19 protein-coding genes are annotated in these 20,048 nt (G+C 52.6%); 3 read left to right on the top strand and 16 right to left on the bottom strand.

Annotated elements, in window-relative coordinates; translation table 11 throughout:
• Positions 1 to 166: 166 nt before the first annotated feature.
• The 4 genes from NST23_RS06840 to polA are packed head-to-tail and all read right to left on the bottom strand — an operon-like array spanning position 167 to position 4,892.
• Complete coding sequence (locus NST23_RS06840) at positions 167 to 730, bottom strand: lytic transglycosylase domain-containing protein (RefSeq protein WP_122962931.1); 564 nt, start codon at positions 728 to 730, stop codon at positions 167 to 169.
• Positions 727 to 1,335 carry a dephospho-CoA kinase gene (gene coaE / locus NST23_RS06835; protein ID WP_122962930.1) on the bottom strand — a complete coding sequence of 203 codons (609 nt, stop codon included), beginning with the start codon at positions 1,333 to 1,335 and terminating at the stop codon, positions 727 to 729. Before coaE ends, NST23_RS06840 begins: the two co-directional genes overlap by 4 nt.
• A gap of 21 nt (positions 1,336 to 1,356) precedes the next feature.
• On the bottom strand, positions 1,357 to 2,184 hold the full coding sequence (mutM, locus tag NST23_RS06830; protein ID WP_173596101.1) for a DNA-formamidopyrimidine glycosylase: 828 nt from the start codon (positions 2,182 to 2,184) through the stop codon (positions 1,357 to 1,359).
• Between the two features lie 59 nt (positions 2,185 to 2,243).
• Complete coding sequence (gene polA, locus NST23_RS06825) at positions 2,244 to 4,892, bottom strand: DNA polymerase I (RefSeq protein WP_173596100.1); 2,649 nt, start codon at positions 4,890 to 4,892, stop codon at positions 2,244 to 2,246.
• Between the two features lie 140 nt (positions 4,893 to 5,032).
• Here polA and NST23_RS06820 point away from each other — a divergent pair, with 140 nt between their 5' ends.
• Positions 5,033 to 5,830 carry a divergent polysaccharide deacetylase family protein gene (locus NST23_RS06820; RefSeq protein ID WP_122962927.1) on the top strand — a complete coding sequence of 266 codons (798 nt, stop codon included), beginning with the start codon at positions 5,033 to 5,035 and terminating at the stop codon, positions 5,828 to 5,830.
• Here NST23_RS06820 and NST23_RS06815 read toward each other — a convergent pair.
• Entirely contained in the window at positions 5,808 to 6,566 is a 759-nt protein-coding gene (locus tag NST23_RS06815; RefSeq protein WP_122962926.1) for an N-acetylmuramoyl-L-alanine amidase family protein, read from the bottom strand. The two genes, NST23_RS06820 and NST23_RS06815, sit on opposite strands and share 23 nt — an antisense overlap.
• A gap of 128 nt (positions 6,567 to 6,694) precedes the next feature.
• On the opposite strand from NST23_RS06815, the gene NST23_RS06810 reads away from it, so the two are divergent.
• Positions 6,695 to 7,639 (top strand): DMT family transporter, encoded by a 945-nt coding sequence (locus NST23_RS06810; RefSeq protein ID WP_122962925.1) that lies wholly within the window; start codon positions 6,695 to 6,697, stop codon positions 7,637 to 7,639.
• Positions 7,602 to 7,742 (top strand): hypothetical protein, encoded by a 141-nt coding sequence (locus NST23_RS06805; RefSeq protein ID WP_167470232.1) that lies wholly within the window; start codon positions 7,602 to 7,604, stop codon positions 7,740 to 7,742. Before NST23_RS06810 ends, NST23_RS06805 begins: the two co-directional genes overlap by 38 nt.
• Positions 7,743 to 7,805: 63 nt before the next feature.
• Here NST23_RS06805 and NST23_RS06800 read toward each other — a convergent pair whose 3' ends face one another.
• From NST23_RS06800 to icd, 11 genes are all read right to left on the bottom strand, one after another.
• Positions 7,806 to 9,380: a DHA2 family efflux MFS transporter permease subunit gene (locus NST23_RS06800; RefSeq protein ID WP_122962924.1), complete on the bottom strand. Its 1,575-nt coding sequence runs from the start codon at positions 9,378 to 9,380 to the stop codon at positions 7,806 to 7,808.
• 13 nt (positions 9,381 to 9,393) lie between these two features.
• Positions 9,394 to 10,623 (bottom strand): efflux RND transporter periplasmic adaptor subunit, encoded by a 1,230-nt coding sequence (locus tag NST23_RS06795; protein WP_122962923.1) that lies wholly within the window; start codon positions 10,621 to 10,623, stop codon positions 9,394 to 9,396.
• A 6-nt stretch (positions 10,624 to 10,629) separates the two neighbouring features.
• A complete protein-coding gene (locus tag NST23_RS06790; protein ID WP_122962922.1) occupies positions 10,630 to 11,289 on the bottom strand; it encodes an efflux RND transporter periplasmic adaptor subunit in 660 nt (219 codons plus the stop codon).
• A 9-nt stretch (positions 11,290 to 11,298) separates the two neighbouring features.
• On the bottom strand, positions 11,299 to 11,727 hold the full coding sequence (locus NST23_RS06785; protein WP_122962921.1) for a MarR family winged helix-turn-helix transcriptional regulator: 429 nt from the start codon (positions 11,725 to 11,727) through the stop codon (positions 11,299 to 11,301).
• A gap of 142 nt (positions 11,728 to 11,869) precedes the next feature.
• Positions 11,870 to 12,808: a VanW family protein gene (locus NST23_RS06780; protein WP_122962920.1), complete on the bottom strand. Its 939-nt coding sequence runs from the start codon at positions 12,806 to 12,808 to the stop codon at positions 11,870 to 11,872.
• Between the two features lie 65 nt (positions 12,809 to 12,873).
• Positions 12,874 to 13,962 (bottom strand): PRK06851 family protein, encoded by a 1,089-nt coding sequence (locus NST23_RS06775; protein ID WP_122962919.1) that lies wholly within the window; start codon positions 13,960 to 13,962, stop codon positions 12,874 to 12,876.
• Between the two features lie 188 nt (positions 13,963 to 14,150).
• Complete coding sequence (phoU, locus tag NST23_RS06770) at positions 14,151 to 14,807, bottom strand: phosphate signaling complex protein PhoU (protein WP_122962918.1); 657 nt, start codon at positions 14,805 to 14,807, stop codon at positions 14,151 to 14,153.
• A gap of 93 nt (positions 14,808 to 14,900) precedes the next feature.
• Positions 14,901 to 16,664, bottom strand: coding sequence for a two-component system histidine kinase PnpS (pnpS, locus tag NST23_RS06765; protein ID WP_122962917.1), 1,764 nt, complete (start codon positions 16,662 to 16,664; stop codon positions 14,901 to 14,903).
• A gap of 14 nt (positions 16,665 to 16,678) precedes the next feature.
• Positions 16,679 to 17,374, bottom strand: a complete 696-nt coding sequence (locus NST23_RS06760) for a response regulator transcription factor (protein WP_122962916.1) — start codon at positions 17,372 to 17,374, stop codon at positions 16,679 to 16,681.
• Positions 17,375 to 17,637: 263 nt separating this feature from the next.
• A complete protein-coding gene (mdh, locus tag NST23_RS06755) occupies positions 17,638 to 18,576 on the bottom strand; it encodes a malate dehydrogenase (protein ID WP_122962915.1) in 939 nt (312 codons plus the stop codon).
• A 54-nt stretch (positions 18,577 to 18,630) separates the two neighbouring features.
• The gene (gene icd / locus NST23_RS06750) at positions 18,631 to 19,914 is read right to left on the bottom strand and encodes an NADP-dependent isocitrate dehydrogenase (RefSeq protein WP_122962914.1); all 1,284 of its coding nucleotides are present in this window, start codon (positions 19,912 to 19,914) and stop codon (positions 18,631 to 18,633) included.
• Between the last annotated feature and the right edge of the window lie 134 nt (positions 19,915 to 20,048).

The raw sequence follows: 20,048 nt of genomic DNA, 5'->3' as shown, positions 1-20,048 counted from the left end.
TACGCTCATCTGTTACTTTCATTATAATAAGTATAACACAATTATCAATGTGTTTTACTGAAAAATAAATATTTGGACGATTTTCCCCTCCTATTTTTTGTCCGTTTTGTTTCTTAGCCTGCCCTAAACACGAACAAAAGCCGCCCTCATACACGAGAAGCGGCTTTTACCTCAATTGGAAGTCATATATGCGCTTGTAACGGTCATGATAATAGAGGACTCGCTGCACGTACTGGCGCGTCTCCCCGAACGGAATGTCTTCAATCGTCTCGCGGTGCCCGCTCCACTGCTCGGTCGTCAGCCAGCCGTTCACTTTTCCCGGGCCGGCGTTGTAGGCGGCGACGACCTTGATCAGATCGCCCTCATACCGATTGAGCAAAAAGTTCAAATACCATGTTCCGATCTCGATGTTCATGACCGGATCGTACAAGTATTGCTCGTCTTTCGGTTGAAATTTGGCCTGAGTGACGATCCATTCAGCGGTGTCGGGCATGATTTGCATCAAGCCAACTGCGCCCTTTTTCGAGACGCGATCCGTCTTGAAGCCACTCTCCGAACGGATGACGGCCAACACGAGATAAGGGTCCACATTGTATTTGATCGCTGCTGTCAAAATTTCCTGCTGATACTTGATCGGGTACATCCACTTCCAAACCATAGGCGTGCCTTGCAGCAAAAAAACGCTCATCAAGACGAGCAGGATGAATGCTGCGCGTTTGCCTGATTTCATGATCGCAGCTCCGCCCGAATCTCGGCGAGAAGGGCTTCCACTTGTCGCTCTGTCTCTTCGCGTGAAAAGGAGTTGTCGATCAAAAAGTCGGCTTCCAGCTTCTTCTGGTCAATCGGAAATTGCGCTCGCAACCGTTTTTGCGCCTGTTCTTCTTCCAACTCGTCCCGTTCCATCATGCGGGCGAGCTGCATATCGCCTGGCGCGTAGACCACGACGATTTTCTCGACCATGTGTTGCAGCTTGCTCTCGAACAACAGCGGGATGTCCATAAACACGATGTCAGCCCCGTTGGCCTCTGCTGCTTCCGCTTCCTCCCGCATGACTCTCCGTACCTCAGGATGGACGATGGCATTCAGCTTTTGTCGCTCGGATTCGTCTGAGAACACGATTTCTCCCAGCCCTTTTCGATCAATCTGACCGTCTTCCAGCAAAATGTCTCTTCCAAAATGACGCACAATCGCTTCATAGGCTGGTTTCCCCGGCTCTACGACTTCTCTGGCAATCTGATCCGCATCGATCACGGGAATCCCGCGTTCTCTGAGCATCCCTGTGACTGTGCTCTTGCCAGTGGCGATCCCGCCTGTCAATCCTAAAATCATATCCATCCTCCTCCCTCGGCAAAAATGTTACTTCTTCTGGCACACCGGACAAATATGGGTTCCTCTGCCACCCACGACAAAGCGGACGATCTCGGCTCCGCAGCGGACGCAAGCCTCGTTTTTCCGTCCATACACCGTAAGCGATTGCTGGAACATGCCCATCTCGCCCTGGCCGTTCACGTAGGACTTGATGGAGCTGCCTCCTTGCTCGACAGCCTCGGACAAAGTAGCGACGATGCTCTCGTGCAGTCGTTCGACCTCTTCGCGCGTCAATTCTCCTGCCGGCTTCTCCGGGTGGATTCCTGCCTTAAACAGCGACTCGTCCACATAAATATTCCCCAGCCCGACAATACATTCCTGGTTCAGAAGGAGCGGTTTGATTTTTGTTGACCGCCCTGCCAAAAGCTTGGCGAGAACATCGGGAGTAAAGCTCTCTTCAAGCGGCTCTACTCCCAGTTTTGCCAACGGCCCGGTCGCTGTTTCCATTCCTTTTGGAAAAAGATCCATCGTCCCGAACTGGCGCACGTCGCGATAACGCAGCTCCGACTGATCTGTAAAATGGAACACGACATGCGTGTGCTTTTCCATCGGCTCTTCCGACTGGTACAATCCGTACCTTCCTTCCATCCGCAGATGGGAGATCAGCACATCCTGATCCATGAAAAATTGAATGAACTTGGCCCGGCGCGAGATGTCCTGAATCGTTTGTCCCGCCAATTGGGCCTTGAATTGTTCGATATCATCCGGCTGGCGAATGATTCGGGGCAGATGGACACTGACCCGCTCAATCGTTTTTCCCAGCACCAAACTGCGCAGTGTGCGCACAACGGTTTCTACCTCTGGCAACTCCGGCATGGTGCCTCCTCCTCTCGCTGTCTCTTTGCTTCTTCTATTGTTTACGGCGACACGCCTGCTTACTTCGCTTCGTACCAGCTGCGTCCGTCACTCACGTCCACTTTGAGCGGAACATCGAGCGCAAGCGCCCCTTCCATGACTTCCGGCACGAGCTTGCGCATGATCTCAAGCTCGTCTTTTGGCACTTCAAACACAAGCTCATCGTGCACCTGCAAAAGCATGCGGCTGGACAGCCCTTTTTCCACCAGACTCTCTTGCATGCGAATCATCGCCAGCTTGATGACATCCGCCGCTGTCCCTTGAATCGGCGTGTTCATCGCTGTGCGCTCTGCAAAGGAACGCAGATTGAAGTTGCTGCTGCGAATGTCCGGCAAATAACGGCGGCGGTGCAGCAGAGTGGTCACGTAGCCATCCTGCTTGGCCTGCTGAACGATCTCTTCCATCCAATGTTTCACGCCGGAGAAAACGGCGAAGTAACGCTCGATAAAATCGGCCGCTTCCTTGCGGGTGATGTTCAAGTTTTGCGACAATCCGTAGTCGCTGATCCCGTAGACGATGCCGAAGTTGACCGCTTTGGCCTGACGGCGCATCAGCGAAGTCACTTCGTCTTCGCTCACTCCGAACACGTCCATCGCTGTCCGCGTATGAATGTCCATCCCTTTTTGGAACGCGTCGATCAGATTGGCGTCGCCGGAAATATGGGCGAGAATCCGCAGCTCGATCTGCGAGTAGTCCGCCGCCAGCATGTACCAGTCCTCCTCGGACGGGATGAACGCTTCGCGGATTTTGCGGCCTTCCTCCATGCGGATCGGGATGTTTTGCAGGTTCGGCTCCGTACTCGACAAACGTCCTGTGGCGGTAGTGGCCTGATTGTACAACGTGTGCACCTTGCTCGTCTTCGTATGAATTTCTTTAATCAAGCCTTCAATGTACGTAGAGCGAAGCTTCCCGAGCTGGCGGAAGTTTAGGATCGCGTCGATAATCGGGTGATACGGTGCCAGCTTCTCCAACACGTCTGCGCTGGTCGACGGACCTGTTTTCGTTTTTTTGATCACAGGCAAAGACAGCTTGTCGAACAAAATTTCACCCAATTGCTTCGGCGAGTTGATGTTGAACGAACCGCCAGCCAGGTCGTAAATCTGGGTGGTCAAATCAGCCAGCTTTCTGTCCAGCTCTTCCCCCATCTGTGCCAGGCGCTCGCTGTTGACCTTGATGCCCTGCTTCTCCATTTGCGCCAACACCATGCTGAGCGGCGCTTCCAGATCGCGGAGCAGCTCCACCATTTCATTTTCCACCAGCTGCTCGCGCAGGACGGGAACGCTTTGCCAAATCGCGGCGGCCTTGTGCGCTACATGCTCACTGAGCACATCCATCTCTGGAACAAGCCGTTTGGCTCCTTTTCCATATACCTCTTCGTCGGACAGTACGCGTACGTGGGCATATTGCGAAGCGATGCTGTCAAGCGTAGGGTTGCTCTCCGCAGCGTTGAGCAAATAAGACGCGAGGTACACGTCAAAGCTGATCCCTTTCGCCTCCAGCTCATGCCAGGCTAGGCCGACCGTGTCGCGCTTGCCGTCAAACGCCCACTTTTCCTGCGCCGGGTCAGCCAGCCACGTACAGAATGCCTTCCATTCGCGTGCCACGTCCCACGGTACGAACAGGACGTTCTCTTCTGACGCCAGACCGAAGCCAAGAATCGGCGCATGGTGGTAGTTCTCCCCATCCATTTCGATGTACAGCGCCATTGGCGAGGTCAGCTTGTCTGCATGCTTGTCGGCATTTTCCTCCGTGACCACTTCGAAGTGGAACGGCTTCGCCTCTGCTTGCTCGCTGCCTTCTCCTGGCTGTGCCACCTTGATTTTGGAGAGCAGCGACTTAAATTCCATCTTTTTAAAGAAGTCGCTGACGAGCGCTCCGTCATAGCCGGCGTACGCTGTCTCTTCGACTTGCAATTCGACCGGAGCTTCGCGCAAAATCGTCGCCAACGCCTTGCTCATGTTGGCCTTGTCCACGTTCTCGCGCAAGTTTTCTTGCAGCTTTTTGCCGGAGATGCGATCGATGTTTTCCAGCACCTTCTCGACAGAGCCGTATTCGTGCAACAGCTTCAGGGCTGTTTTCTCGCCGACGCCGGGAACACCCGGAATGTTGTCGGACGAATCGCCCATCAAGCCTTTCAGATCAATGATTTGCAGCGGCGCAAGGCCGTATTTTTCCTGAATTTCCTGCGGGGTGTACAGCTCGATTTCACTGACGCCTTTGCGAGTCAGCGCGACCGATATGTGATCGGACACGAGCTGGAGCATGTCTTTGTCCCCGGTAATGACGGTCGTTTTCCAAGACTGCTCGTCCGCATGCTTGGTCAGCGTACCGATAATGTCGTCGGCCTCGTAGCCCTCCAGCTCAAATCGCTTGATGGAAAAGGCGTCCAGAAGCTCGCGAATCAGCGGAAACTGCTCGGACAGCTCAGGTGGTGTCTTGCTGCGTCCACCCTTGTACTCTGCGTATTCGCTGTGGCGAAACACAACTTTTCCGGCGTCAAAAGCAACCATGATATGCGTTGGCTTCATTTCTTCCAGCACTTTCAGCAGCATGGTGGTAAAACCGAGCACTGCGTTCGTATGCAGTCCAGCTGACGTGGACAACAAAGGGAGCGCGTAAAACGCCCGGTTAGCAACACTGTTTCCATCAATCAACACAAAATGACTCAAGGAATCCGACCCCTCTCGTGGCGAAACTACTATCTTTTATCGTAACATAGGGCGATTGCATAAGCCAAGCCGCAGATGTCGCGGGTAAACACGGGCATGGTTGAACAGACTATGAAAAAAATGACAAGGAAGGCGATTGCATGCAACTGCTCAAAAAAATCCCGTTGATTGTAGCGCTTCTGCTCTCGTGTTTTGCCTTTTCCACGGCGACAACGGCAAATGATACGCCTTCGCCCGAACAGCCAAAGCCGAAGCCAAAGCACCTGATTGCTTTTGTTATCGATGATTTTGGCAACAACATGGCGGGAACAGAAGAAATGCTGAACATGCCCGTACCGCTGACAGTTGCGGTCATGCCGTTTATGCCCAGTACGAAGCAGGACGCCGAGCTTGCCCACCAAAAAGGGCACGACGTATTCGTCCATATGCCGATGGAGCCGGTAAAAGGCAAACGCTCCTGGCTCGGCCCCGGGGCGCTCACCACGGATTTGTCCGATGAAGAAATCCGCAAGCGCGTGGAAAAGGCGATTGATGACGTGCCGCACGCGATCGGGATGAACAACCATATGGGCTCAAAAGTGACGGCGGACGAGCGAATCATGCGCATCGTGATGAGCGTCATCAAAGAGCGCGGTCTGGTTTACCTGGACAGCAAAACAACCGACAAGAGCGTCGCAGGCAAGGTCGCGGCTGAAATGGGGGTTCCCCATGCAGAAAACCGGATTTTTCTCGACGACCAGTACACCGTGCCGCACATCACCAAACAAATGGAGAAAATATGCAAGCTGATCGATAACCACCCGGTTTGCATCGCGATCGGGCATGTCGGCCCTCCTGGCAAGAAAACAGCCTCCGTTCTGCGCCAGTACATCCCGCGGATTCAGAAGGAGGCCGAATTTGTAACTATCTCGAAGCTTATTCAACAATCCGGCCATTGATTTGCTCAATCAATGGCTCTTGCCACCAGCTTTCTTCTGTGGACGCCTCCATTTTCAAATTTCCCGTCAAGGTCACGTACTCGCTCACGGCATCGCTGATCGCCTGGGCGATTTTTTCTTGTGACTGGGGATGGGTAAGCATATGTCGGTCAGAAGCGTTGCTGATAAATCCCATTTCCACAATGACGGACGGACAGTATTGGTGGCGAAGTACGTAGTACGTTTTGCCTTTGACTGGTTTGTCATTGGTGTTCGCCAGACGGTTGAGGGAGCTTTGCAAAAGATCCGCCAGCATGTAGCTCTGCTCGTTGCTCTGGTAGAGCACGACAGGGCCGCGGCGGCGCGCATCTTTTGACCAGTTGACGTGCAGGCTCAACATCATTTGCGGCACCATTTCTTTCGCCAAGTTTTTGCGCTGGGCCAGGTCGCGAATGTGCCGGGAGCGATTCCCCAGCCAGCGGTTGTCGTCGCTCAGCGCGATATCCTCGTACCGATTGAGCGCGACGCTGTACCCCGCTTTGGTCAATTGCTCATACAAGCGCTTGGCGATTTGCAGATTGATGTCCTTTTCGTAAAGGTCGCCATACGACGTGCCGGAATCAATCCCTCCGTGACCGACGTCAATCAAAATGTGGATGGGAGTCAGCGGGATCGCTTCTGTCCGGGCCGGAAAACTGACGACGACGAACAGGAACAGCAGGACAGCAACACGGAAAAAGAAAGGTAGATATCTCATGCTTGTAGGATTGCCTGATTGAAAAAAAACCTTTCAGGCAACTGGGTAAGCATAACATTGTGAATTTTTCAGGCGGACGTTACAATAGAGAACATCGTGACTTTTAGCAGACATAAGAAGGTGTACTCATGAATCATTCATTGGAAAAACCGCCTTTTCCCCCGTATCTCGCGCTGTTGATCGGGGTGATTGCGATTTCTTCGTCCGCGATTTTCGTCAAACTGTCCAGTGCACCTGCACCGATCATCGCCACGTATCGGCTGATTTTTTCTGTCGTGCTCACGCTTCCTTTTTTGCTCTGGAATCGCGGTGCCATCGCCGAGATCGGAAAAATGAGCAAAAAAGTGTGGCTACTCTGTCTATTGTCTGGCGCATTTTTGGCCAGCCACTTTCTGTTGTGGTTCGAATCGTTGAACTACACATCTGTAGCCAGTTCTACGGTTCTCGTAACGTTGCAGCCCTTGTTCGCCTTTATCGGCGGTTACTTTTTCTTCGGGGAACGCGTGCGGCTGCTCGCGCTCTCTGGCGGACTGCTCGCGATCGTGGGCAGCTTCGTCATCGGCTGGGGTGATTTTCAGGTCGGGGGAATGGCTCTTTTTGGCGATGCCCTCGCCTTGCTCGGAGCGGTGACCGTTACAGGCTACTGGCTGGTCGGCCAATACGTCCGCCAGCACATGTCTTCGTTCTCCTATACACTCGTCGTCTACTCTGCGACGAGCGTGATTCTCGTGGCGTACGATCTCGCACTGGGCTATCCGCTGGTCGGCTATCCCGCGCAAGACTGGGGTTGGTTTTTCTGCCTCGCCCTGTTCCCGACTTTGCTTGGGCACTCGATCTTCAACTGGGTGATCAAGTGGCTGAGTACGACCACGATTTCGATGGGAATTTTGGGAGAACCGATCGGGACGGCCATCCTGGCTTACTTTATTTTGGGAGAGATCGTTACGGTGCCGCAATGGGTAGGCGGCCTTGTCATCATCGCAGGTATTTATTTGTTCATTCGCTATAACCAACCAGCTAAAGGAGTGTCCCAAGGTGAACAAGCACCCCCAACACCGAAAAAGCTTGCGTGAATTTGTCAAAGGACTGAACGTCTGGGCCAAGATCGGCTGGACGATTCTTTTGGGCTACATCGTCGGAAGGATCGTGTACTGGTTGTGGAAGGTTACTTCCTGACTGGATGAAAAGAGGGTCACCCCCGCAGCCTGACACAAGGCTTGCAGGAGTGACCCTTTCTTCTTAGGCAGCCGCCTTTTGTTGCTCGGGCGCCTGCGGAGCTTTCTTCGGTTTTTTATGCAAAAAGTACAAGAGTGGGATCGACAAGGCAATCGGGATGACAGAGACGAGGAACGTGTCTCCGATCCCTTGCACCAGCGCTTCTTTTGCCATCATCCCGTACAGGATCGTGCTCGCTCCGCCTGTTGCGCTCGCTGTATCTACCCCTGCCTGAACGTACAAGCCGGAAATTCCGCCGATAAACTGCGTAGCCATATCCGAGTTCAGGTTGTCGGCAATGGAAGACATGTGGAACGTTTGCCGCGCCTGCATGATCACGGTCAAAATCGCAATCGCGAACGAGCTCATGACCTGGCGCAGCACGTTCGAGAGCGGAGAAGCATCCCCGACACTCGTCCGCGGCACCGCGTTCATCCCGACCGTCGACAGCGTCATCATGCACAGGCCAATACCCACACCGCGGATGGTCAAAATCATGTCCATCCAGGAATGCATGCTGTCTGCCGCAAGATTGTGCAGCTCATAAGTCGTGATGGTCATGATCGTCAGCCCGACCAGTCCGATTGGTCCGATGCCGTATTTATCCATCAGCTTGCCGCTGATCGGCATCATGACTGCCATCGCAATCGACTGCGGCATCAGCAATATCCCTGACTCCATGGCCGTCATCCCCTGAATGTTTTGCAGGAAGATCGGCATCAGGAAGATCCCGCCCATCATCCCCATCATGACAAAACCGGACGTCAGAATACTGATGGAAAAGACAGGAATTTTCAGCAAGCGCAAGTCAAGCAGCGGCTGTTCTTTTCCAAGTTCCACCCAGACGAACAGCGCAAGGCTCGTGATGGCAACGAAGAACAGACTGACAATAAAAAAGGACGTCCATCCTTCCGCTTGTCCTTTACTGAACGCGAGCAGAAGGGCACCAAAGCCGACAATCGCCAGAAAAGCGCCGAGAAAGTCGAACTTCAACTCCGGTTTTTTCGGTGTTTCCTTGAGCAAAACCATACTCATGATTACCGCAAAAATCCCGAAAGGAACACCGACCAAAAACAGAAACTGCCAGCTCAAAAACTCAATGAGGTAACCGCCAAGAGTCGGGCCCAATGCAGGCGCCGTCATCGAAGCAATCCCGAAAATCCCCAGAGCCATCCCGATCTTTTCCCGGGGAACGATCATGTAGATCATCGACATCCCGATCGGCATGATCATCCCGCCACTCACCCCTTGCACGACGCGAAACGCAATCAAGGAAGAATCGCTCCAGGCGAGCGCACAAAGGACGGATGAGATCGTAAAGGCAGACAATGACAGGACGAATATTTTCTTTGCCCCGAATTTGGCTGACAGCGAACCGCTCATCGGAATCATGACGGCGTTTGCCAGCATGTATCCTGTCAAAACCCATTGCATGGTCTCTGTCGTGGAGCCAAAAATACTGACCATGGTGGGCAGGGCAACGTTGATCAAACTGTTATTCAAAATCGCAACGAAGGTTCCCGAGAGAATCGCGATCAATGACAGCCACATGCTGCCGTTGCCGCTCTTTTCCTCCCGCTGTGCCACCGCTTCCGCCATGTCATCACCCCCGTTAGTTTGCGATCACCTTGGTGCCCTCGGACAGTTTGTCTGTCGGGTTCAAAACAATCTGATCGTTGTCTTTCACACCTTGGGTCACAGTTGTCCAGTCACCGCTTGCGTTGTCTACAGAAACTTCCACCTGGTGAACGACGTCGTTGTCCACGGTGTAGATGTAATGCTTGTTTTCTTTGGCAAGAACAGCTGTCGTCGGTATTTTCATTCCTTGGGTCGCCTGACCTTGCAGGGCCACTTCAGCTACCATCCCGGCGCGCAGCAGTCCTTCTTGATTGCTCACCTTAACCTTGATCGGGAACGAGCTGCTGTTAGGGTCAGAAACCGGGGAGACGAACTCTACTGTACCTTTCAACACTTTTCCGCCCAGGCTGCCGACTTTTACGTCAACTTCAGAGCCAACTTTGACGCTGTTGATCTGATCTTGCGGTACGCTTGCCTCTACTTTCACGTCAGCCATGTTGACGAGGACGAGCAATGGCGTGCCTGCTCCAGCCATTTCACCCGGATCGATGGAACGCTTCGCGACGATGCCGCTGATTGGCGCGCGAATGATCGTGTTGTCATAGCTGCTTTTTGCCAGCTCCAAGCTGGAATTGAGACGGCTTACCTCTGCTTGAAGCGCGGCAACCGTGTCAGCGGTCGGACCTGCTTTTGCCAGATCGTACTGCGCTTGCGCCTGCTCCAGTCCTGTTCTCGCCTTTTCCAGATCGAGCGAGACTCTTTCCAGTTCAGCCTGTGACAGCGCCCCTGCATCGAACAAAGCTTTCATGCGATTGTAGTTGCTCTCTGCCACCTTCAAGCCGGCTTGCGCTTGCGTCACGATGCTCGACAACTGTGTGAGCTGCTCGTTGCGGGCGCCTGCTTTTGTATCGCGCAGCTTGGCGCTTGCTCCGGCAATAGCCGCCTGCGCCTGATTAATTTGTTGCTGATAGTCTGCCGCCTCCAGCGTAACCAATACATCGCCTTGCTTGACGACAGAGCCTTCTTTTACGTTGACGCTCGCCGCTTTGCCGGACACTTTGGACACGACCTGAATTTCATCCGAAGCGGCGATTTTACCGTTCGCAATGACTCCTGTCTGGGAAGGGGTCACCTTCCATGTCTTCACAACCGGAATGCTTTCGCCTCCGGAAGACGCGGAGGATGTATCGCTACAGCCTGCTGTAATGAGCGAAATCGCCATCAAGACAGCGGCGATGGACTTCCATTGAGCTGTTTTTTTCATGCCAGATTACATCTCCTTCACTTGCACTTTGATCTCGGCGTTCAAACCGGCAGCCAAATGAAGACCTGCTGTGTCATCAATGGCAATTTTAATCGGAATACGCTGGGTGACTTTGGTGAAGTTCCCGCTTGTGTTGACGGCTGGCATCAAGGAAAACGTGGAGTTGGTCGCTTTTCCGATCTCCATCAGATGACCAGTCAGTTTTTTGCCCGGATAGGCATCCAGCGAAAATTCTACCTTTTGGCCCAGCTTCAGCCGCTCGATCTCGGTTTCTTCCAGGTTTGCGGAGATGTACAGCTTGCTCTCGTCAATCACCAGCGCAACGGATTGCCCTGTGGAAACAATTTCGCCTTCCTTCGCCTGCGTTTTGATCACGGTTCCTGTAATCGGAGAACGCAGGACGCTGTTTTCCAGCGAAGTAGTCGCGAGGTTGCTCGTATCTTGCTGTCCGACAATTTGATCTGCTACAACCGCGTCGCCTTCTTTTACAGCGAGTCCGGTCAGCTTGCCTGTCATTTTAGGCATAACCCGATAAATATCCCCTGCGACTCTGGCATCCTGCGTCGTAACGTAGTGTTCACCTTGATACCAGTAGTAGTAACCGATGCCCCCGCCCCCTGCGACAAACAGGAGCAAAATGACATACAAAACCAGTTTTCGCTTCATGATTTCTCCTCAACTTTCTCTCTCTTCTAGTTTCGTAATCAACGTTTCCATCGAATAAATAATGCCATCTAGGTCTTCATCCGAAAAACCGTGGAAAATCCGCTTGTAAAATTCTTCCGAGAAAAAGTCAACCTTGGCAAACAGTTCGGTAATCTTCTCCGTTTTCTGAATCCAGACAACTCGGCGGTCCTTCTCATCACGCACTCGCTCGACCAGCTGCTCCCTTTCCAGTCGGTCAATGATGCCGGAAACGGTGCTGTACGACAAATCGACAGCTTTGCTCAACTGGCCGATCGTTTTGGGCTCGCAATGAATTTGCCGAATGATCATCAATTGGGGAACGGTCAAACCGTATTTGCTCAGTTCCTTGGTAGCCATCGTCGCGAAGGTCTTGTTCAGACGCTTCAGCAAGTCCCGTATATGCAACGGCTTGTTCATGATGCACTCCTTTCCTAACTAATATTTCGGACACGAAATTTTTATCACAGAAAACACTATACGACTTTTTTTATTCCGTGGCAACTATTTCTTTACATTAAATTTTAACTAGGTAATAAAAAAACCAACATGCCCGTCAAGCTCAAGGCAGTGTTGGTTCCGTGATGGTTTCCGGGCTGGCTGGCCCTTCTTCCGGTGTGTTCTGGCGCACGCTTGGAACATGTCGAGGCTCGTATTCAATCTCGGGAAACGAATGCACGGTCACATACATCGCTCCGTTTCCTGCGATAGCCCTGAGCATGATCGGGTAGGCGTATTTGTTCTGAAACACAAAATCCGGCCCGTACCAGCTCACGGTCGCATCCCGGCCAGGCGGGACGTAGGCGACGTTTCTGCTATGGGAATAGCGCTGCATGATATGCAATCCAGCCTTGTCCACGGCGTTGAACAAAGTCGAGGATACTTGGCAAATCCCGCCGCCAATTCCCTCCGACAGCTCTCCCCTGACGATGATCGGTGCCTGCATGTACCCTTTTTCCTTCGTTCTTTGGCCGACTACTTTATTGAAAGAAAAAATCTCTCCCGGCAAGACGACGTAGTTGTTGATCGCTTGGGAAGCGAGTTTGATGTTGTGAGAGCGGTTTTTGTTCCGCGAATTGAAATAGGTGGCATACTGCCCGATCACTTTTTTCCGAACCTGGCTGATGAGAGCCTTGTCCACTTTTGGATGGACTTCCTGGAAGGAAACTTGTAGAGTCGAAGCGCCCTCGCCGTAGTAATACTGGTAAAACTGCTGCAAAAAAGCAGCTTCATCCAGCTTGCGCCCTTTTTTCTCGGCAACGATGGACCCTTGCGCATTAATCGTCGCATTGATCGGCTCCACATACGCCTGTTTGGCGACATCGTCTATTACTTTTTGCAAACGGTAGTCATCTGCCACTGGGACACCGTCAACAGGCAAGGTATAATCCGCTCGGTCCAGGATGGCTACTGTTTTCTCTCCCAACTCGATGTGCAAAAAGTTGGTCGGATCGAGGGGATTGGCTAGCAGCAGCAAAGCCAGCGTCAAAGCAAAACCCATCCGGCCGCTCACCTCCTTCTTGTAGTATGAGCAGCCGAACAGGTTTCATTCGGGTCGATATTGGTTTATCCCATCCGCGCCAGCCTGCTCATGATCGCTTGGGCAACCGCTTTGAGCCTGGACTCATCTGCCAGTTCGGCGTACACATTGTTCAGCTGATCGCGCAGTTCCTTGGCAGCCAAAAGCGATGCTGTCGCTTCCTTGATTTTTTGCGTGTAGCGCGACTTGATCTCAGCCAGCTCATCGTGATACAGCTCGTCGGTGTCAGGGTCGATCGCCCGTGCGTACATGTCGATCACTTCATCTGTTTCTTTGCTGGGGAAGTATTCGTGTGGAGCCGTACTGTCAAAAATCGCCACGCTTTTCTCCGGCACAATCACCATGTCCAGGCTGTGCGGGTCAAGTCCGCAGTGGTATACCTCCACATCGAAGCCGCGATTCTCCGCCTCTGTCACCAGCTTTTTCAGCATGGTCGACTTGCCTGATCCCGGCCGGCCTTTGATGAAATAGCGCTTCTGCAGCGAATCGGTCAGCTTCATGATGTGATCCACCGGACCGTTCGGAGTGGCGGCGCCAAGGTACATTCTGCGCACCTGCGCCCGCTTGTTCTGCTTCTCCTCTCCGAAAAACAGCTCCACGACCTCTTGCGTGACGAGATTGGCTGCCTCCCGGTTCAGATTCTCGATGTAGGGGGCTTCCCATTCATCGTGGATGCGCAGCGCCTCCCCGAATGCCTGATAAGCTTCCTCGCTCTTTTGGAAAATCTCTTCGTACCACGCCGCGATATGCCTTTTGTACAAAGCCAGCTGATCGGTATCGAGCGCCGACTGCAAGTTGACGTGAATCTCGGTAACGCCGGGCGCAGCCGGTCTCCAGATGCGGGGATAGCTGCCGTCCATAATCGCTACCCGCCATTCGTGAAAGACAACACCGTCGTACTGCCCGTTCACGAACGGTGAATGAATCCACTCCACCTGATCGGTCTTGCGAGACATCTCCTTGCCAATCGTCTCGATGAGCGGCGATGTAACCCCCTCCACCACTCCTGACAGGATGTATACGCGCTCCATGCCTTGCAGGACCGAGTCGTAAAATGTTTTGTATCCTCGCGCCGTGTTGCCCGCAGCGTATATGTGACGCACTTTTTTAGCCATGCACATTCCCTCCAGTCACTCACTGATCGAAAATGGATCGGATCGATGTATTGTATGCAGCGAGGAGGAAATGGGCATCTGTCACGACAGGAAAAAGGAAAAAAGCCGCTGCAAGCGCGAAAGGCTCACAGCGACTTTTATTCCGTATCCAGAGCGCCCGCTGGCAAAAGCTTTGAGCGTCCTCGATCCTATTTGTTCAAGTCCGTCATTTTGCCTGTGGACATGTAGATGATCCACTCGCAAATGTTCGTGACGTGATCGGCAATCCGTTCCAAATATTGCGCCACCAGGAGCAGATGCGTGCCTTGGGAAATCGCATTGCCATTTTTCATCATGACCTCGATCAGATCACGGAAGATCGTGGCGAACAGCTTATCGACAATATCGTCTCGCGCAGCGATCTCTTCTGCCGCTTCTTTGTTGCGAGCGATATAGGCATTCAGGCAATCCCTCACCATCGCTTTCACATGATCCGCCATCAACGGAATATCGATCAGCGGCTTGACGTATGGCTCCGCCATCAGGCGACGTGTCGTCTTGGAGATGGACACGGCATGATCGCCCATTCTCTCCAGATCAGTCACCAGCTTCAGCATGGTTCCCAGGCGGCGAAGATCGCTCCCGACAGGCTGCTGCAAGGCGATCAGGCGGAAGCATTCGCTCTGTATTTCCTGCTCCAGCTCATTGATAACCGGATCGGCCGCAATCACTTGTTCCGCCAGATGGACATCCCGTTCTACCAAACTTTTAATCGATTTATGAATCGCTTCCTCAACCAATGTTCCCATGGACATGAGTTTGCGATGCAGTACATCCAGCTGCTCTTCGAAAGCGTGCCGCGACATGTTCCTCGTCCCCCTTCATTTGTCTGACACGACAAATAGTACAAGGGGATTGTAGTCTGCGGGTAAAGCTACTATTTTGTTTGTGTAAATATTTCAGGTGAGCGGCAAGATGACTGTGAAGGTGGAGCCTCTTCCTTCCACGCTCTCTACCTTGATCTGGCCGTGCAAGTTTTCGACCAGATGCTTCACGATGGCCAGACCAAGCCCTGTGCCGCCCGAATCGCGGCTGCGAGCCTTATCCACCCGGTAGAACCGTTCGAAAATTCTTGCCAGGTCTTTTTCCGGAATGCCGATCCCTGTATCTGCCACCTGAATGGTAATCTGCTTGTCGTCCGCTTCTGTCCTGATCGTGATCTCGCCCTCTTCCGGCGTGTAGGCGATCGCGTTTGTCATCAGGTTCAGCACGATTTGCTGGAGGCAATCTTTGTCCGTCATCAGCCAAATGTCCGGCTGGCTCTCCGGCAGCGCCACTTTCAGCTGCTTTCTTTGCGCCTGATCGTGCATGATCGCGGCCGCAGAACGGATCAGCTCCTGTACGTGCACGTGGCTGAGATGCAGCGGGATGCGCTTCTGCTCGATTTTGGACAAATCGAGAATGTCGCGGATCATCCGGTACAACCGTTCACTTTCATCGGAAATGATTTGCAGGAAGTTGCGGCATGTCTCCTCATCCTGCATCGCGCCTTCCAACAGCGTCTCGGTAAACCCTTTGATCGACGTAATCGGCGTGCGCAGCTCGTGCGACACGTTGGCGACAAAGTCGCTGCGCATCTTTTCCAGACGGCGGATTTCCGTGATGTCATGCAGGACGACGACTACACCTCGCGACTCGCCCTTGAAATTGATGTACGGGGCAAAATTGACGTCGAGCACGCGTTCCTGCGGGTAGTAAATGTGAACCTCCTGCCGAAACTTCTCGCTCTTGTCCAGGCATCTGTCGATGTACTGGGACAGTCCAAAGCTTTTGCCTGCCTCGATGTGCAGCTTGCCTACCAGCTCATGCCCAGCCGTCCCGAGAAGCTTCTCGACCGCAGGGTTGACGAGCATGATTCTGCGCTGCTCCGATATGAAGATCACACCGCTCGTCATGTTGGTCAAAACCCCGGCGAGCCTCTGCTGGTTCTCGGAGATTTCGTACATTTGCTGCTCCAAGCTGGAAGCCATGAAGTTAATCGCCCCGGCGAGCTGACCGATCTCGTCCTTGGCCTTGATCCGTACCCGGCTCTCGTACTGACGCTGGGTAATGTTGCGGGCTACCCTGGTGATTTCCTCAATCGGACGGATGATGGAAAAAGAAATGCGTGAGACCACAATGGAGCCGACCACCAGTGTGACCAAAAGCCCTGTAAGCAAGCTGTACCACATGTTGTGAATCGTGTCCGTAATGTCTTTCATCGACATGGCGGAGCGAACAGCCCCGACAATGTTTGTGCCTTGCTCGACTGGCACCGCCACGTACATCATGTCATAGCCGAGCGTCTCGCTGAATCGGCGGGAAATGCCTGTTTCGCCCCGCAGCGCAGCCTTCATCTCCGGCCTGTCGTGATGATTTTCCATCTCCTCTACATGGGAGGAGTTGTCGTACAGCACCTGACCTTCGCGGTTGATGATCGTCAGGCGGACTTCGTCGGAAGGAGCCACTTGCTTGACGCGATCCGCCAGCGTAACCTGATTGTCAAAAACCGTCGGGAAGCGAACAGCCTGGGCAACAAGCTTGGACTCGCGGGATAAAAGCTCATGCAAAGATTGCAGGTAAGAGTTCTCCAGTACCTTCGCAAAGTACATTCCCATCAAAAGGAGAACCAATGAGATTAATCCCAAGATAGTGAAGGTGAGTTTGATACGAAAGCGAGTCAAGGTCGTGCCTCCTGTTATCCTTCCAGTTTGTATCCCAAGCCGCGGACTGTTTTAATGTAGCGCGGATTTTTCGTGTCTTCCTCCAGTTTTTCTCTCAGGTGGCTCACATGTACGTCCACAATCCGCGAGTCGCCGATGAAATCGTAGTTCCAGACGGCATTCAGCAGTTGATCGCGCGTCAGGACACGTCCCTGGTGGCTGGCCAAGTAGTTGAGCAGCTCAAATTCTTTCGGAGTCAGCTCGATTTTGGCGTCTTTGCAAAACACTTCATATTTTTCCGGATAGATGCGGATGTCGCCAAACTGAAGCACGACGTCTTCAGGAGCAGTAGCCGCTTCCGGTGTCGATTGGATTCGTCGCAAAATGGCTTTGACGCGTGCCACTACCTCTCTCGGGCTGAATGGCTTGGTCAAGTAGTCGTCAGCCCCAAGCTCCAGGCCGAGAATCTTGTCCAGTTCGTCATCTTTTGCGGTCAGCATGAGAATCGGTGTATTGATGCGTTCCTGCCGCAATGTTTTACAGACATCCATGCCGTCCATTTTTGGCAGCATCAAGTCGAGAATGATAAAGTCAGGCTGCTCGCTTTTCACCATATCCAATGCCTGTCTGCCATCAAATGCAGTAACGACCTGAAATCCCGATTTTTCCAGATTGAATTGCAGCAGCTTCACGATAGAAGCTTCGTCATCCACTACCAAAACCTTGATCATTTTGTCCGTTTCCCCCTACCAATGCGATGCTACAGATTGAATGTTGCAGACCTTCGTCCTCTGATTTGTTTCTTCTCTCTACACTACTCAGTCTGCCAATGCTGAAACCGGAAGACAAGTAATTTTTTTGTAAAGGTGTTTAGCGACAGGCTACTCTGGGCATGAAATTTGCTTTGGACTGTAGTATTCCTCGAAATCGGCTTTGGCATGAAAAAAGACGCCCTTCACGAAGAAAGGCGTCTTTCGTATTCCGATCAGACAAACTATTTCAATACAGCCATGACATTGCGCACCGAGTCGGCCGATTTGTCGAGCGCGGCTTTTTCTTCTGCGGTGAGTTCCAGCTCGATGACTTTCTCGATTCCGTTTGCACCCAGAAGGGTCGGAACGCCGAGGTAAATATCTTGATAGCCGTACTCGCCTTGCAAAAGCGCAATGGATGGAAGGATACGTCGTTTATCCTTGATGATCGCTTCCGCCATCTGTACGAGAGCGGCAGCCGGCGCATAGTAAGCGGAGCCGTTGCCAAGCAAGTTGACGATCTCGCCGCCGCCTTTGCGGGTGCGTTCGACGATGGCGTCCAGACGGTCTTTCGGGATCAACGTTTCCAGTGGAATGCCACCCGCATACGAGTAGCGAACCAGCGGAACCATGTCGTCGCCGTGACCACCGAGCACGAAGCCTGTCACGTCCTCAACAGAAACGTTCAGCTCCATGGCCACGAAGGTACGGAAACGCGCCGTATCCAGCACGCCGGACTGCCCGATGACACGCTCTTTCGGGAAGCCGGACGTTTTAAAGAAAGTGTAAGTCATTGCATCAACGGGGTTGGAAAGGACGAGCACGATCGAGTTGGGAGCATATGTCTTCACTTGCTCCGCAACCGACTTCATGATGCTTGCATTGGTGTTTACAAGGTCATCGCGGGACATGCCTGGCTTGCGGGCAATACCTGCGGTGATGATCACCAGATCAGCGCCTTGAATATCCTCGTAGCTTGCAGTACCTGTAATCTGGGCGTCGAAGCCAAGCACAGGGGAAGACTCCATCATATCCAGCGCTTTCCCTTTTGTCGGGTTCTCCAGTTGCGGAATGTCAACCAAAACTACGTCGCCTAATTCTTTTTGCCCCAAAATAAATGCTGTGGTTGCACCAGTGAAGCCACTACCGATAACAGCGATTTTTTTACGGTTGAATGCCATGACTTAACTCCCCTCCAAACTGTAAGTGTAAATAGTTGCCAAACTATCTCTATCTTACATGTTTTGAATCAGCGCGTCAGCAAACTCGGAGCATTTCAGTTCAGTTGCGCCATCCATCAGACGAGCGAAATCGTACGTTACTGTTTTCGCGGAGATGGTTTTTTCCATGGAGTTGATGATCAGATCAGCTGCTTCGTTCCAGCCCAGGTGACGCAGCATCATTTCTCCGGACAGGATCACGGAGGATGGGTTCACTTTGTCCAGACCAGCGTATTTAGGAGCTGTACCGTGTGTTGCTTCGAAGATCGCATGACCAGTCAGGTAGTTGATGTTCGCTCCCGGAGCGATACCGATACCGCCTACTTGTGCAGCCAGAGCGTCGGAGATGTAGTCACCGTTCAGGTTGAGGGTAGCTACTACATCGTACTCAGCCGGACGAGTCAAGATTTGTTGCAGGAACGCGTCAGCAATCACGTCTTTTACGATGATTTTGCCAGCTGCTTCTGCTTCTTTTTGCGCTTTGTCAGCGTCGCCGCCTTCTGCTTTGATGCGGTCGTATTGTGCCCAAGTGAACACTTTGTCGCCGTATTCTGCTTCAGCCACTGCATAGCCCCAGCTTTTGAACGCGCCTTCGGTGAACTTCATGATGTTGCCTTTGTGTACGAGGGTAACGGATTTGCGTTTGTTGTCGATCGCGTAGTTGATCGCTGCGCGAACCAGACGCTCTGTACCGTCTTTGGAAACAGGCTTGATCCCGATACCGGAAGTTTCCGGGAAGCGGATTTTCTTCACGCCCATTTCGTTTTGCAGGAAGTCGATTACTTTTTTCACTTCTGGAGTGCCTTCTGCCCATTCAACACCAGCGTAGATGTCTTCTGTGTTCTCGCGGAAGATCACCATATCTGTCAATTCAGGATGTTTGACAGGGGATGGAACGCCATCGAAGTATTGAACAGGACGCACGCAAGCGTACAGATCCAGCTCTTGACGCAGCGCTACGTTGATGGAGCGGATACCGCCGCCTACTGGTGTAGTCAGAGGACCTTTGATTGCGATCAAGTATTCGCGAACAGCAGTCAGCGTATCTTCTGGCAGCCACTCGTTGTATTGGTTGAACGATTTTTCGCCTGCGAACACTTCGAACCAAGCGATTTTTTTCTCGCCGTTGTACGCTTTTTCTACTGCTGCATCCAGAACGCGAACGGAAGCGTTCCAGATGTCAGGGCCAGTACCGTCACCCTCGATGAAAGGAATGATCGGGTTGTTTGGAACGACCAGTTTGCCGTTATCTACGGTGATTTTTTCACCAGCAGTTGGTTGAGTAAGGTTTTTGAACACAAGAATCCCTCCAGTGTTGAAGATATTGGGTGATTATGAATATTTCCAGACGTAGGAGAACTACCACTTCTTGTGGTAGTTCTCAAGCTTGCACTTAGGGCTGGTCAGCATGGCTGCACACGGCCCTCCACGCT

The sequence above is a fragment of the Brevibacillus sp. FSL K6-0770 genome, assembly GCF_038000275.1.
Taxonomy (GTDB): Bacteria; Bacillota; Bacilli; order Brevibacillales; family Brevibacillaceae; genus Brevibacillus; species Brevibacillus parabrevis.
This window is presented reverse-complemented; position numbering and strand designations above follow the sequence as displayed.

Excerpts from the sequence above, each read along its gene's own strand:
- NST23_RS06790 (WP_122962922.1), bottom strand. The coding sequence starts at position 11,289 with ATGAAGCGAAAACTGGTTTTGTATGTCATTTTGCTCCTGTTTGTCGCA.
- NST23_RS06800 (WP_122962924.1), bottom strand. The coding sequence starts at position 9,380 with ATGGCGGAAGCGGTGGCACAGCGGGAGGAAAAGAGCGGCAACGGCAGC.
- coaE (WP_122962930.1), bottom strand. The coding sequence starts at position 1,335 with ATGGATATGATTTTAGGATTGACAGGCGGGATCGCCACTGGCAAGAGC.
- NST23_RS06775 (WP_122962919.1), bottom strand. The coding sequence starts at position 13,962 with ATGGCTAAAAAAGTGCGTCACATATACGCTGCGGGCAACACGGCGCGA.
- mdh (WP_122962915.1), bottom strand. The coding sequence starts at position 18,576 with ATGGCATTCAACCGTAAAAAAATCGCTGTTATCGGTAGTGGCTTCACT.
- NST23_RS06795 (WP_122962923.1), bottom strand. The coding sequence starts at position 10,623 with ATGAAAAAAACAGCTCAATGGAAGTCCATCGCCGCTGTCTTGATGGCG.
- mutM (WP_173596101.1), bottom strand. The coding sequence starts at position 2,184 with ATGCCGGAGTTGCCAGAGGTAGAAACCGTTGTGCGCACACTGCGCAGT.
- NST23_RS06810 (WP_122962925.1), top strand. The coding sequence starts at position 6,695 with ATGAATCATTCATTGGAAAAACCGCCTTTTCCCCCGTATCTCGCGCTG.
- NST23_RS06785 (WP_122962921.1), bottom strand. The coding sequence starts at position 11,727 with ATGAACAAGCCGTTGCATATACGGGACTTGCTGAAGCGTCTGAACAAG.
- NST23_RS06840 (WP_122962931.1), bottom strand. The coding sequence starts at position 730 with ATGAAATCAGGCAAACGCGCAGCATTCATCCTGCTCGTCTTGATGAGC.
- NST23_RS06760 (WP_122962916.1), bottom strand. The coding sequence starts at position 17,374 with ATGATCAAGGTTTTGGTAGTGGATGACGAAGCTTCTATCGTGAAGCTG.
- NST23_RS06820 (WP_122962927.1), top strand. The coding sequence starts at position 5,033 with ATGCAACTGCTCAAAAAAATCCCGTTGATTGTAGCGCTTCTGCTCTCG.
- phoU (WP_122962918.1), bottom strand. The coding sequence starts at position 14,807 with ATGTCGCGGCACGCTTTCGAAGAGCAGCTGGATGTACTGCATCGCAAA.
- NST23_RS06780 (WP_122962920.1), bottom strand. The coding sequence starts at position 12,808 with ATGGGTTTTGCTTTGACGCTGGCTTTGCTGCTGCTAGCCAATCCCCTC.
- NST23_RS06815 (WP_122962926.1), bottom strand. The coding sequence starts at position 6,566 with ATGAGATATCTACCTTTCTTTTTCCGTGTTGCTGTCCTGCTGTTCCTG.